Source organism: Nitrosopumilus sp. S4 (assembly GCF_054515835.1).
Map to the genome: position 1 here is coordinate 909,849 of NZ_CM137258.1, position 12,408 is coordinate 922,256.

Genomic DNA, 12,408 nt, shown 5'->3' on the forward strand with positions numbered 1-12,408 from the left:
TAATTACATTTGTGAATGTCAAAAAAGTCGGAAATGTCATATTGGCCGTTAAAGACCTTGATAAATCCACAGCATTTTACCATGAAATAATTGGTCTTCCAATAAAGAACCAAAGAAGATCATGGGTTGATTTGGGAACCTCAGGTGCTTTATTGAGTTTACATCCTGCATCATTAACAGCCCAGCATATTGGCAGTTCCATTGAAAACGGAATCACAATAGGCTTTCTTGTTGGCGATGTGAAATCTGCCGTTGAGGAATTAAGAGAAAAAGGAGTTACCATTTATCGAGATATTGTCGAAAAGGACGCTGGAAAAAATGCCGTAATTTTAGATCCTGACGAGTACTTGATTTCCTTATTTGAGCCAATCTTTGAAGATAAAGCTCAACAAACAAGTGGATATCAAGGATTTACTCCAGCCTAAATAATTTTTTTAATAGATCTAATTATTTTTTCTAAACCTTTCTCTTTTCTATTAATTGAAACATAATATGTGATATCATTTTTAGTTAGTAGAACAATAGTTACTTTTTGATGTTCTAAGATTACATGTTCTAATTTTCCAACAGAACTAGCAGTGTCTTTTCTTAATGACATTAATGTTGAAATGATAAAAAATTCATTTTTTACTTGTTCTGATTTTAATAATGGGTTTAGATTTGGTCTGACAATCCCTGTGAGGGTTCTTCCGTAGATGTTTATGATTCCTACATATCTTATATTGTTAGAAATTTTAAGAATATTTTGACATTGTTTTCTATATTTGATGACAGTATCTTTCCATTTATCTGCAGCAGTCTTTACCATAATTCAAGGGAATGTTTGAAATTAATAAGGATTCGTACTAATTTCAAAAATTGAATTGTTTTTAATAATTTAATGTTGTTTAGAGCTTGATTCTTTTTCTATTTTCTTTTTTAATTCTAAATTCTCTTTTAGTAATTTATCATTTTCAGCTTTTAGTGTCTCATAGGAATTATGTCTATTGTACATTGGGTGACTAGGAGGAATTATTGATGGATTCTTTGATAGTAAACCTGATGCATATTGCTGATACATGTATTGAAAACCCTGAAGTTTTTGGTTCATTGTTGCTGCTTGTTGCAAAAATTGCTCTTTCATAGGATTTTCATGAACTCTAAACAAGGGATTAGTCAAGCCTGGTGGCAATCTTGGAAATTGAAATGCAATGTGTGGGATATTTGGATTAATTCCATAAAGAGTTTGAAGATGATTCATTACCATGTTTTCCATTGATAATTTGTTAATTTTGCCATATTTCTGCCTTGCTTTTAGGCAATTCATATAGGATTTAGTAAACTCTCAGTCATTTTTACTCAACTTGAGCTGATCGCTGATCCTTATAGATTCCTAATTTTAGATCGCTGATACACATGAATGTAACAAACAAAACATGTCTCAAATGTAAGAAAGAAATTCAGGAAAAGGATCTTCATAAAATTGTAATTTATGTGGTTCAAGAAAAATTCACTGAACATCATTACGAGCATGTTGAATGTCCTGATAGATTCACCGTGTAATTTTTCAATTAAATTTATCTAAACAAAAAAACTCATCCTTTGTATTCGTAAACTTTGTATACCTCACCTGTTAACCGTGAACGATATTTCCATTCATTGTTTCGCCAAACTATTTGTGAAAATGCTTTTTGTGTTTTTGGATGAATTCTCTCATAAACATCATTGCCGATTAAAATTTGATTAGGTTTTGCCATGTTTTGAATTTTAGCTGCAATATTCATGGCAGGACCCATTAAATCAACATGGGAATTCTCTTGGTCTGCACCATATCTTACAACAATGTTTTGTCCAAAATCTACACCAATTTTTACCATCAAGTCTGGATAATCATATTGGTTGAGAATTGGGTTGATCCCTTTTTGAATAACTGTGATCATTGATTTTGCACAATTGACAGCATTATCTGCTGCAAGTAATGCATTGTTTTCTGCAACAAAATAACCAATCACAGCATCACCGACAAATTTTAGAACATATCCATGATGTTGTCTAATAACTGCTGCCATTTCTTGAGAAAAAGAACTAACAATTATTGCAATTTTCTCTTCAGGCATTTCTAATGTCATAGTTGTTGAGCCAACCAAGTCCACATAAAGTACTACCATGTCTATTTTTGAAAAAACATTTTTTCTTAGAAATTTATCTGAATCATTTATCATTCCTGTGTATTCATAGCCTTTTTTGAGAGCTCCCCAGACTCGTTTCTGTGTTTCTAAAATCATTGTTTCTGAATCTAAAATGGTTTCTGCATTTTTGCTAAGAAGCATATCCACTACGGAATTATTGGGATCAGCATTTTCCTTTACTGTATTTGAATTACTTGTATTTTCATCAGTCATAATACTACCTATTCCAATGGAAAATCTGTCCCACATTTAGGGCATTTGCCCCTGTTTCCTTTATAGCCGTCATGGTAATACTCAGTAATCTCTTTATTGCAATGGCTACACAGAATGGATGATTTTACCATGCCTAAAATCACAATTTTGTATATTTAGATATTGATGAAGGTTTAAGGAGAGTAATTATTTGTAAATTCTTGTGAGACTGGGAACCCGTTCTAGCAATGATTTCATACAATTACTGAATGAAAAAAATAACTCAATTCAAAAAGTATTCCTTTCAAAAATGACAGATCTGACAAAAATGATTGATACAAAAGTTATGTTGGGAGATGCCACTATCACTGAACAAAAAACCTTTGATCCAAAACAAGTCATTGATTATTTTCAAAATATCAATAAAAAATTACAAGGGTGGACTATTCAAGATGTAACAATTTCAAATCATGAAGATCTTAGACGAGTCTTTACAAAATTTGAAATCATGGAAGGGAGTTATTTGATTTCCGGTCACATATCTTTGCAGTTTCATGTCTTACTATATTATCGTCCAGATCAAAGAGTAATTGATTGTCAAAAAGAATTATCTGAAATTGTTGATTTGACCAAGACAAAAGAACAGGAAGTCTCAGACAATAGTGATCAATTTGTGTTAGATAAGCTAAAAGAAATGGGATACAAAGACTTTGATCATCAAAAATTATTTGAAATCTTTTATGAAAATGATGAACTACGAGAAAAAGTATATTCTGAAATTGAAAAATCACAAGGGGTAGATTTTAAAGAATTATTACAAAAAAAGAATTTATTATTTAATGAACTCGATTCATTACTAGTCGAAACATATCAAACAACTCCCGTACTAATTGATGACACACGATTAGTAACTGGGGAGGAAGGATGTCTTTTTACAATAGATATTGAATTTGTAAAAAATAAAAATAGAGAAGGATTATTTGATCCAAGAAAAATTTCTGAATCAACTAAAGAAAGAATGATTTTCAGATTAGACGAATTAGAGAATATTTTAAAATCATAATTAAAAACCAAGGAATCGGAAAATGAGATTTCTCTCAAAGGGGAGTATCCGATCCCTCGATATAATTTGAACGAGATTTTTGAACTATTTAGGCATTCCTAAAAAAACAGGCATAAAATTTGACAAAAAATATTGTTTTTTTATAGAAGAAGTCAAATACACCGTTTTACTAGCACATTTCCAATGAACCCATCATATGATGAAATCCAAAAAGCAAATTCAATGCGCGGAAATGAGATTAGAAAAACACCGCTAATTCATTCTCCTACATTTAGTGATATTACAGGTTCTGAAGTATATCTGAAAGCAGAGTTTCAACAAAAAACTGGATCATTTAAAATTCGAGGAGCATACTATAAGATTAAATCATTATCAGATTCTGAGAAAAAAAATGGTGTTGTTGCAGCATCTGCTGGAAACCATGCACAGGGAGTAGCATATGCCTCATCATTAGAAAAAATTCCATGTACAATAGTAATGCCAAAAAATGCATCTCCTGCAAAAGTTGCTGCAACCAAAGGATATGGTGCAACAGTAATTTTAGAAGGAGTAAATTATGATGAGTCCTCCAAAAAAGCAAAAGAAATAGCTAAAACAACAGGAGCCACAATGATACATGCTTTTGATGATCCACAAATTATAGCAGCACAAGGTGTAATTGGACTTGAAATCTTAGAGGATTTACCTAATGCAGATGAAGTGTATCTTCCAATAGGAGGTGGAGGTTTAGCTGCGGGTACTTTAATTGCAATCAAAGAAAAAAACCCAGACATCAAAATAATTGGAGTTCAATCAAAGTCTTTTCCTTCAATGTATGAATCTATAAAAAAAGGAACTTTAACTGAAAGTGGAGGATCTAGAACTATAGCTGATGGTATTTCTGTAAAAATGCCTGGCAATATCACATTTTCAATAATTAATGAATTAATTGATGATGTTGTTCTAGTTGATGATTCTGAGATTACAAAAGCAATGTTTTTGCTCATGGAGAGAATGAAATATGTAGTAGAACCAGCTGGTGCTGCAAGTCTAGCTTATCTTATTTCAAAAAAACCTGCTCCTGGAAAGAAAGTGGTTGCAGTACTTGCAGGCGGTAATGTTGACATGTATCTTTTGGGACAAATTGTAGACAAAGGTCTTGCTGCCATGGGTAGATTACTTAAATTGTCTATATTGCTGCCTGATAGACCAGGGGCATTCAAGGAAATAGTTGATGAGATTTCTTTAGCAAATGCAAACATTGTGGAAGTGGTACATGATAGATTAAGTTCCCACATTGATGCAGGTTCAGCAGCAGTTACCTTGAGTTTAGAAACACAAGGTAAGGAACAGGCCGATATGTTAATTCAGAAACTAAAAAATAAAAATATTCAATTTACTTTATTAACGTAAATTATTTGAATTTCTTTTTAACAAATTTTGTTAAACCTTGTTTTTTTAACTGTTCTGACTCTTTGATTACTGATTTATGTTGAACGGATTTGTATTTTTTTAATTTATTTTTTAATGTAGGAATCTCATTTGAAAGAATTTTTAATGCATAGATTCCTGCATTTCCTGCTTTATTGATTCCAACAGATACTACAGGTGAACCTGATGGCATTTCGGTTATTGATAACAATGAATCCAATCCGCCAAACGCAGAAAATTTTGATGTATCTGATTTTTTTGGATGTTTGTCATTGTAAACAAGTATTGGGACACCGATGACGGGGATTGTTGTGTGTGATGCAATCATTCCTGGTAAATGTGCAGCTCCGCCAGCACCAGCAATTATTACTTTAAATCCCATTTTTTCAGCATGCTTAGAATATTCATCTAATCTAGAAGGTGTTCTATGTGCTGAAACAATTTGATCCTCATGTTTTATTTTAAAATTATCTAAAATCTCTGCTGCTCCTTTCATAATCCTGCTATCTGAGCTGGAACCCATAATAATTCCAACAAGTGGTTTTGATGAATCGATCATGATCTGAAAATATTTGATTGTATGTCTATAAAACTATTACAAAAAATCTATGGTGTTTTTTATTCATCATTAGCTATTTTTAATCGATTATTATTCAAAATGTTATGGGCAAAATTTTGGGAATTATAGGCGGGGGTCAACTAGGTATGATGATTACAGAAGCGGCAAAAAATATGCCTGAGCACATATCAAAAATAATAGTTTTAGATCCAAATGAAAATTGTTCTGCCTCTCAAGTTGGAGCCGAACAAATAATTGCAGATTTTAAAGATAAAGATGCTATTGTTGAATTATCCAACAAATCAGACATTATCACATATGAAATTGAATCTGGAGATAGTGATGTTTTAGCATCAGTTGAAAAAAATGCAGAAATCAATCCTTCTCCAGACACATTAAGAATTATTCAAGACAAATTTTTACAAAAAACATTCTTACAAGAAAATAATATTCCAGTTCCAGAATTTATTAAAATTGATAATATTGAAGATGTTAAAACAGGTTTGAGAAATTTTGGTTTTCCTGCATTATTAAAAGCTAGAAGAGATGCCTATGATGGCAGAGGCAATTATAAAATAGATACTGAAAATGAAATTCAAAATGCCTATGATTATTTTAATGGGCAAAATCTAATGCTTGAAAAATTTGTTCCATTTAAAATGGAAGTTTCTGTCATTGCGGCAAGAAACACAAAAGGTCAGATTAAGACATATCCTCTAGTGGAAAATATTCATGAAGAAAATATTTTACGAGAAACTATTGCACCTGCAAGAGTTTCAAATAAAGTCACTCAAAAAGCTGAAAAAATTGCTAGTGAAACAATGGATGTTCTAAAGGGGGCAGGAGTTTTTGGAATTGAAATGTTTGTTACTCAAGATGAAGAAATTGTAATTAATGAAATTGCTCCACGTGTACATAATTCTGGACATCATACATTACAATCAAGTGAAACATCTCAATTTGAGCAGCATCTTCGTGCAATTCTGGGATTAGATTTAGGAAGTACTAAACTCCTCAATCCTACAATTATGTATAATATACTTGGAAGTAAATCTTTTGAAGGAGAATACAAACCATTAGAAATTTCTGGAGACAATCTATATCTCAAAATGTATGGAAAGAAAATCTCAAAACCTATGAGAAAACTTGGTCATTTTAATTTAGTTGCTTCAGAGAATGAATCTATCGAACATTTGTTGGTGAAATTAGAAATCATAAAACCCAAGGCAGTAGTTCAATCTATCTGATTAGGTTTATTAGTTGTGATGAAAAAAATCATTTATGGCATTAACTGTTTCATTAATCATTACAGGGATCGCAATAGGATTACTTGTTCTATATGCAGCAGATGTGGCAGTTGCAATGTCTTCAGACAATGATCATGGATTTTTACCATTAGATCATATGCAGCGAGGAATGGGTTTGGGTGGACCGGCTTTGATTCTACCAATAATTGCATTTTTTATTTCTAGAAAAGAACCCTCCAAAGGATTAGGTATTATGATAATTATTTCGGGAATTTTAATCATCATTGGCGGAATTGTAGTTTTGGCAAATCCTTCCCCAGGAGCAGAATCCTCGGATAGAGATCCAATAGCATCCACTGCAATGTTGTTTATTCCATCTATTATTCAATTGGCTTTGGGCGGAATTAAAATAGCAAAATCTAACTAATAATATCATGCCAGTTTGTTCCAAATGTAACAATGATGTTAAAAAAGTCTATGACTGTGATCATACTGATTTTCAGGAATATTGCGTAGAGTGCTATACTGAATTACACTATTATCTTACAGAAAGTGGTTAGTGTGTTATCTGAAAGAGAAATTGCGATTTATTCACTAGGAAAAACTGAAGGAGTTCATTCCATAGCAGAAACTTTGGGAAAAGGACTAGATGATGAAAAGTATATTGAATCATGGCAAAAAACAATGAAACTCTTAGGTGTTGAACTACAATTATCAGATTTAGAGAAAATCTATAATGAATTTGCTAAAAAAATGGAAGATGTTGTAGGTGATGATGTTGTCCATGATGAAAAATAATAAAAATCAGATAGAGTCATCCAGTGAGAATTTTGATATAGTCTAAAAATTAGAAGAATTTGATGAAAGCAATAATTCTTGCTGGGGGAAAAGGTAAAAGATTAAAACCAGTTACTGATTATATCCCAAAACCACTTGTATCCATTAACAATGTCCCAATAATTGAATGGCAAATAAAATATCTTCAAAAATTTGGCATAAAGGAAGTTATAATTTGTACGGGTTACAAAAAAGAAATGATCGAGAATTATTTGAATTTAAAAAAATTAAATTTAAAAATAAAGTTTTCAAATGAAGCAACTCCATTAGGTACTGGTGGCGCAATCAAAAAAGCAGGTAAAATGATAAAAGAAAAATCATTTCTTGTGATAAATGGTGATACTATCACCAACATTGATTTAAAAAAACTAATTGCAAAACAAAATTCTGTTGCAACAATTGAATTAAGAACCAAATACGGAGTTTTGGAAATTGATGATGATAAAATAATTAATTTTAAAGAAAAAAAAGAAATTTCAGATATTTGGATGAATGCAGGGATTTATCATTTAGCTTACAGTGTTTTGAAAAATTTACCTGATAAAGGAGATATAGAAAAAACATTATTTCCAGAATATGCTAAAAAAGGTAAACTAAATTTAGTGAAATTCAAAAATGTCAAATGGTTTTCGATTGACTCGTTTAAAGATATGGAAGATTGTTCTAAGGAAATTAATAAAATAATAAAATAATTTTAAAAAATTATGCGCCTGTTCGATGCAGAGTTACCATCATGTATGCAACCTCTTCAACAAAGGGCTCATCTTTGCTAATTGCTGCATATTTAATGACATTATTCCAGAAAGTACTCTCTTCAGGTTGTTTTTCTGTATATACTAGTTCACTCATAATTTAATTCTAAAAATATTCTCATAATACTCGGCCTCAATCAAAATTCACCTAATACTAAAACAGATACACTAGAATATCCAATACACTGCATTGATTGTATGCGTATAGCGTGTAGTTTAGGCTCACTTCTTACAATTAACCAAGTGCTAGATTGTGCTCAAAATGCATCTCAAACAAAACTAGACTCTGTATGGATTCCAGAAACATGGGGAATGGAGAATTTTTCAATGCTGAGTAATGTTGGAAATAAAGCCACAAATCAAAAAATTGGCTCATCTATTATCAACATCTATTCCAGAAGTCCCTCTTTAATTGCAATGGGTGCTGCAACAACTGATTCTTTGCTAAAGGGTAGACTTGTTTTAGGATTAGGTACAAGTAGTCTGCCAATAGTAGAATCATTTCACGGTGTCAATTTTGAATCACCCTTACAAAGAATGAAAGAATATGTGGAGATTATCAAATTGGCTATATCCGGAAAAGAAATCAACTATGCTGGAAAAATATTTTCATTAAAGAATTTTTCATTATTAATAAAACCAATTAGAAATAAAATCCCAATATACATAGCAGCTGTTAATCAAAAAATGGTTGATTTAACATGGAGTATTGGTGATGGAGTGATTTTCTATCTACGTCCTAAAAATGAAATGAAAGAGACTATATCTAAAATGCAAAATAAAAATAAAATCGATGTTTCATGCCAAATCATTACTAGTATTTCAGATAACTCTGATGATGCTATTGATCGTGCTAAAAAAACAATTGCATTTTATGTATCTGTAGGAAAAATTTATCGCGAATTTTTGGCAAATAATGGATTCAATAGTGAGGTGAAAAATATTTTTGAAGAATATAAAAAATCAGAATTTAGAATTAATCATCAACTAGTTTCAGATAAAATGATAAAATCATTATCTATTTGTGGTACTTTAGATGAATGTAAACAGCAACTTACAAGTTTTAGAGAAACAGGAATGGATTTACCAATATTGCAGTTTAATCCTGTTGGAGACGTATTGGATTCTTTTAACCTTTTTAAAAAAATATTTTCGGATGAGTAAGATGGGAAAAATAGGAATTTCAGCATATGGAATTATTCCGTTTACAAAAAATGACACAAAAATTGAAACCCTTCTTCTAAATGCAACAAAAAATTTGTTAACAAGTAATTCCAAAATTGATAAAAATGATATTGATGCAGTATTAGTATCTACAAATAATAATTCGCAATATCTATCAGCGATTTTATCTGAAAACATCGGAATTCAACCTAAAATTGCTCATTCCATCGAAAGTCTTTGTAATTCAGGCACAAATTCAATTGTTTCTGCTTATTCGTATATCCAATCAGGACTTGCAGATATGGTGTTGGTATCAGGGGCAGAAAGATATGATAGTCCAGGAAATATTTTAGAATGGGATAATTCAAGAGGTGAATTCAAACATCCCATTTTTTGGGCATCCATTTTTTCCAAATCTTACAAACGTAAATTCTCAATTTCAGATGAAGATTTGGCTATAGTTTCAGTAAAAAATCACAAACAAGCAAAATTCAACCCTAATGCAATTTCAGATAAAAATTATACAATTGAAGACGTTATTAATTCAAAAAAACTCACCGATGATCTAAGATTACTAGATTGTTCTAGACCTTGTAGTGGAGCTGCTTCAATTCTTCTTACAAATGAGGAGTTAACAAAAAAAATTACTGACAACCCCATATGGATTACTGGTATAGGTCAAAAAACAACTTCGGCAGGATTTACAAAAAATCTTTCCTTTGATAGCATGGAGTCTTCCGCTCTTGCTGGAAAAGAAGCATTGAGGATGGCCAATTGTAAAATTGATCAAATTAATGTTGCAGAAATCCATGATGCATTTTCTGTTTGTGAACCCATGGCTTTAGAATCTTTAGGGTTTACAAATAAAGGTGAAGGTATGAAAATAGTGAAGGAACTTCATGAGACAAATAATTTTAAAATCAATCCTCGAGGTGGATTAATTGGTTCTGGACATCCTCTTGGTGCTACAGGTATTGCTCAAACTATAGAAATTACACAACAGCTTCAATCCGTTGCAATTAATCGACAAATTGATAATCCCAATATGGGATTGGTACATAATATGTCTGCCGCCTCAACATCTTCAACAGTATTAATTTTAGAAAAATGACTTTTGAATCTGAATTATCTTTAGGGAAATTTTATGTTCCAGTATGTGTGGATTGTAAGAGAATTTGTTGGCCTCCGACTGATTTTTGTAACAATTGTTTTGGATTGATTACTCTGGATAGGATAATAAATGAAGGTAAAATCTTAGAATTTTCAGGCAATAATGGAGATTATTTTTGTTTAGTTGAATTTCAAAAAGAAATTAGAGTAATGGCAAAAATAAAAAACCCACCAGAAATTGGACAGATAGTCAAAATAGAGAGTTGTGGGGTTAATGATGGAAATTATTTTTTCAATGTTATTTGAATTTTGTAAAAATATAAGGTGTTTCTGATTCTTGATCAAATGTCCATACAGTTGGCAATAACACAGTATCAATCAAATTAAGATTGTTATGAATAATTACTTCATTCCATCCTCCATGATTTTGGTTGTTAGATAATTGTCTTTTTGAATTAGTACCTGCAAAAACCATACCCGTATTTTTTGAAATACTAGGTAGGGATTTTATTTTTTCAATCACGCCTGTTGCTAAAATATCTCCTCCCATCTGTGCTAATCCGCCAATGAAAAAAAGAGGTTTCCTCAAAGACAATTCTGAATAATCAAATATCATTGCATCTTCACATCGCGGATTAAAATTTTGATTTGTTTTCTCCGAAATTAATTTTTGAAGTGCAACTAACCCATCATCAATTTCAATACTATGTGAATCCAAACCTACAACAGAACCACAGAAAGATATTCTTCCATCCCCGGATCCGACATCTATTAATTCTTTGAATCCCATCTGTTTAGAAATTAATGCTAAAATGTATGCAGATATTATCCATGTGGGATAGAATGGTTGACAGCTAGAACCATGTTTAATACTGTTTAACCAATAATCATTAATGTCTCCTTCATAGATAGTACAATTTATCCCATTGATTTCTTCTTCATATGAATTAAAATATATTGGATTTTTTTTTGCAAAATCATGTAATAATTCTAAATGATTTTGTTCAATCTCTTTTGAAGAAAATGCTGGAATTACTTCTTGAATATGGGCACTGCCAGAATAATTTTTTGAAAATTCTCTTTTAACTTGGATTAGTTTATTGATCAAATCATCAAACATATCCTCAATAAATTCATCGGGTTTGATAAACTCATTGCAATTTATTTTTTTGAATTTGAAATGTATGCAAGTTCCTGTTCGATTTTTTTTATTTGCTCTACAGTAGATTCTTGTAATTTTTCAATATTTTGAACATCATTGTCTGCGGGTTCTAAAATTAGTTGAAAATCAAGATGTTTTAGCATACTAAGATAAGCATCTCTTTGCTCTAGTAATTGCTCTATTATAATGTCAGGCAATACTGGGACTATCTATTTGCAGTATTTTAGATATTGGTTTTATTTAGAATAGTATGAAAATAGATCTACATTCCACAACCCCTCCCCCGATAATTTTCAAAGAATTAATCATTCATGCTGTTTAAATCCTAGATTGTCAATCTCGATTTGCTATGAGCTACAATTCAGACATAGACGATGATTTTGATGATGAATCAGAATTTGATGATGAAAACTATGAGGATTAACAATCCTCGTTTTTTATTTTAGAATTTGAACAATACAATCATACTTAAGGTCTAGTTTATTGACAAGAATATGAACATGTCAGTAATTTGCACAAATTGTGGTTTGTCTTATTCCAAAGACGAACACGAATCATGTAGTCATTGTAACTTTTCTATCCACAATTAGTAAATTTACAATTTTTTTATTTTCATATGAATAATTTTCCACAAATTATGTGGCTAGTATTTGTTTTAAGTATCATCAATATATAACGAAAAACTCAACCAATTTCAATAGTTATTATGTAATTACCTGCTTTACTATATCTAAAAATAGAATC

18 protein-coding genes are annotated in these 12,408 nt (G+C 31.1%); 11 read left to right on the forward strand and 7 right to left on the reverse strand.

Annotation, left to right across the window (positions count from 1 at the left end):
* The first annotated feature begins 41 nt into the window (after positions 1-41).
* Positions 42-425, forward strand: a complete 384-nt coding sequence (locus tag ACX119_RS05100) for a VOC family protein (protein ID WP_459350229.1) — start codon at positions 42-44, stop codon at positions 423-425.
* Here ACX119_RS05100 and ACX119_RS05105 read toward each other — a convergent pair.
* The 3 genes from ACX119_RS05105 to ACX119_RS05115 form a co-directional block, all read right to left on the reverse strand.
* Positions 422-808, reverse strand: coding sequence for a hypothetical protein (locus ACX119_RS05105; RefSeq protein ID WP_459350230.1), 387 nt, complete (start codon positions 806-808; stop codon positions 422-424). The genes ACX119_RS05100 and ACX119_RS05105 overlap by 4 nt on opposite strands.
* A gap of 69 nt (positions 809-877) precedes the next feature.
* A complete protein-coding gene (locus tag ACX119_RS05110) occupies positions 878-1,255 on the reverse strand; it encodes a hypothetical protein (protein ID WP_459350231.1) in 378 nt (125 codons plus the stop codon).
* A gap of 319 nt (positions 1,256-1,574) precedes the next feature.
* Entirely contained in the window at positions 1,575-2,381 is an 807-nt protein-coding gene (locus tag ACX119_RS05115) for an adenylate/guanylate cyclase domain-containing protein (protein ID WP_459350232.1), read from the reverse strand.
* Positions 2,382-2,670: 289 nt separating this feature from the next.
* Between ACX119_RS05115 and ACX119_RS05120 the strand changes: the two genes are divergently transcribed.
* Positions 2,671-3,423, forward strand: coding sequence for a hypothetical protein (locus ACX119_RS05120; RefSeq protein ID WP_459350233.1), 753 nt, complete (start codon positions 2,671-2,673; stop codon positions 3,421-3,423).
* A 183-nt stretch (positions 3,424-3,606) separates the two neighbouring features.
* Entirely contained in the window at positions 3,607-4,815 is a 1,209-nt protein-coding gene (ilvA, locus tag ACX119_RS05125; RefSeq protein WP_459350234.1) for a threonine ammonia-lyase, read from the forward strand.
* A gap of 1 nt (position 4,816) precedes the next feature.
* On the opposite strand, the gene purE is transcribed toward ilvA, so the two are convergent.
* Positions 4,817-5,392: a 5-(carboxyamino)imidazole ribonucleotide mutase gene (gene purE / locus ACX119_RS05130; RefSeq protein WP_459350235.1), complete on the reverse strand. Its 576-nt coding sequence runs from the start codon at positions 5,390-5,392 to the stop codon at positions 4,817-4,819.
* Between the two features lie 104 nt (positions 5,393-5,496).
* Between purE and ACX119_RS05135 the strand changes: the two genes are divergently transcribed.
* The 5 genes from ACX119_RS05135 (at position 5,497) to ACX119_RS05155 (ending at position 8,168) form a co-directional block, all read left to right on the forward strand.
* On the forward strand, positions 5,497-6,639 hold the full coding sequence (locus tag ACX119_RS05135; RefSeq protein WP_459350236.1) for a 5-(carboxyamino)imidazole ribonucleotide synthase: 1,143 nt from the start codon (positions 5,497-5,499) through the stop codon (positions 6,637-6,639).
* Between the two features lie 34 nt (positions 6,640-6,673).
* Complete coding sequence (locus tag ACX119_RS05140) at positions 6,674-7,066, forward strand: hypothetical protein (protein WP_459350237.1); 393 nt, start codon at positions 6,674-6,676, stop codon at positions 7,064-7,066.
* Positions 7,067-7,073: 7 nt separating this feature from the next.
* The gene (locus ACX119_RS05145; protein ID WP_459350238.1) at positions 7,074-7,199 is read left to right on the forward strand and encodes a hypothetical protein; all 126 of its coding nucleotides are present in this window, start codon (positions 7,074-7,076) and stop codon (positions 7,197-7,199) included.
* Between the two features lies 1 nt (position 7,200).
* Entirely contained in the window at positions 7,201-7,437 is a 237-nt protein-coding gene (locus ACX119_RS05150) for a hypothetical protein (protein WP_459350239.1), read from the forward strand.
* A gap of 62 nt (positions 7,438-7,499) precedes the next feature.
* Positions 7,500-8,168: a nucleotidyltransferase family protein gene (locus ACX119_RS05155; protein ID WP_459350240.1), complete on the forward strand. Its 669-nt coding sequence runs from the start codon at positions 7,500-7,502 to the stop codon at positions 8,166-8,168.
* 10 nt (positions 8,169-8,178) lie between these two features.
* On the opposite strand, the gene ACX119_RS05160 is transcribed toward ACX119_RS05155, so the two are convergent.
* The gene (locus ACX119_RS05160) at positions 8,179-8,325 is read right to left on the reverse strand and encodes a hypothetical protein (RefSeq protein WP_459350241.1); all 147 of its coding nucleotides are present in this window, start codon (positions 8,323-8,325) and stop codon (positions 8,179-8,181) included.
* A gap of 101 nt (positions 8,326-8,426) precedes the next feature.
* On the opposite strand from ACX119_RS05160, the gene ACX119_RS05165 reads away from it, so the two are divergent.
* Genes ACX119_RS05165 through ACX119_RS05175 form a run of 3 tightly spaced genes read left to right on the forward strand, consistent with a single transcriptional unit; the run spans position 8,427 to position 10,808 of the window.
* Entirely contained in the window at positions 8,427-9,392 is a 966-nt protein-coding gene (locus tag ACX119_RS05165; protein ID WP_459350242.1) for an LLM class flavin-dependent oxidoreductase, read from the forward strand.
* Between the two features lies 1 nt (position 9,393).
* Positions 9,394-10,503 carry a thiolase family protein gene (locus ACX119_RS05170; RefSeq protein WP_459350243.1) on the forward strand — a complete coding sequence of 370 codons (1,110 nt, stop codon included), beginning with the start codon at positions 9,394-9,396 and terminating at the stop codon, positions 10,501-10,503.
* Positions 10,500-10,808: a zinc ribbon domain-containing protein gene (locus ACX119_RS05175; RefSeq protein WP_459350244.1), complete on the forward strand. Its 309-nt coding sequence runs from the start codon at positions 10,500-10,502 to the stop codon at positions 10,806-10,808. The genes ACX119_RS05170 and ACX119_RS05175 overlap by 4 nt, the downstream gene beginning before the upstream one ends.
* Here the strand turns inward: ACX119_RS05175 and ACX119_RS05180 are convergent.
* Together ACX119_RS05180 and ACX119_RS05185 are read right to left on the reverse strand one after the other, a co-directional pair.
* Entirely contained in the window at positions 10,801-11,622 is an 822-nt protein-coding gene (locus ACX119_RS05180; RefSeq protein ID WP_459350245.1) for a hypothetical protein, read from the reverse strand. The genes ACX119_RS05175 and ACX119_RS05180 overlap by 8 nt on opposite strands.
* A 41-nt stretch (positions 11,623-11,663) precedes the next feature.
* Positions 11,664-11,861 (reverse strand): hypothetical protein, encoded by a 198-nt coding sequence (locus ACX119_RS05185; protein ID WP_459350246.1) that lies wholly within the window; start codon positions 11,859-11,861, stop codon positions 11,664-11,666.
* Between the last annotated feature and the right edge of the window lie 547 nt (positions 11,862-12,408).

Coding starts and splice junctions, on each gene's coding strand:
- ACX119_RS05105 (WP_459350230.1), bottom strand. CDS start 808: ATGGTAAAGACTGCTGCAGATAAATGGAAAGATACTGTCATCAAATAT.
- ACX119_RS05110 (WP_459350231.1), bottom strand. CDS start 1,255: ATGGAAAACATGGTAATGAATCATCTTCAAACTCTTTATGGAATTAAT.
- ACX119_RS05115 (WP_459350232.1), bottom strand. CDS start 2,381: ATGACTGATGAAAATACAAGTAATTCAAATACAGTAAAGGAAAATGCT.
- ACX119_RS05120 (WP_459350233.1), top strand. CDS start 2,671: ATGACAGATCTGACAAAAATGATTGATACAAAAGTTATGTTGGGAGAT.
- ilvA (WP_459350234.1), top strand. CDS start 3,607: ATGAACCCATCATATGATGAAATCCAAAAAGCAAATTCAATGCGCGGA.
- purE (WP_459350235.1), bottom strand. CDS start 5,392: ATGATCGATTCATCAAAACCACTTGTTGGAATTATTATGGGTTCCAGC.
- ACX119_RS05135 (WP_459350236.1), top strand. CDS start 5,497: ATGGGCAAAATTTTGGGAATTATAGGCGGGGGTCAACTAGGTATGATG.
- ACX119_RS05140 (WP_459350237.1), top strand. CDS start 6,674: ATGGCATTAACTGTTTCATTAATCATTACAGGGATCGCAATAGGATTA.
- ACX119_RS05145 (WP_459350238.1), top strand. CDS start 7,074: ATGCCAGTTTGTTCCAAATGTAACAATGATGTTAAAAAAGTCTATGAC.
- ACX119_RS05155 (WP_459350240.1), top strand. CDS start 7,500: ATGAAAGCAATAATTCTTGCTGGGGGAAAAGGTAAAAGATTAAAACCA.
- ACX119_RS05160 (WP_459350241.1), bottom strand. CDS start 8,325: ATGAGTGAACTAGTATATACAGAAAAACAACCTGAAGAGAGTACTTTC.
- ACX119_RS05165 (WP_459350242.1), top strand. CDS start 8,427: ATGCGTATAGCGTGTAGTTTAGGCTCACTTCTTACAATTAACCAAGTG.
- ACX119_RS05170 (WP_459350243.1), top strand. CDS start 9,394: ATGGGAAAAATAGGAATTTCAGCATATGGAATTATTCCGTTTACAAAA.
- ACX119_RS05175 (WP_459350244.1), top strand. CDS start 10,500: ATGACTTTTGAATCTGAATTATCTTTAGGGAAATTTTATGTTCCAGTA.
- ACX119_RS05180 (WP_459350245.1), bottom strand. CDS start 11,622: ATGTTTGATGATTTGATCAATAAACTAATCCAAGTTAAAAGAGAATTT.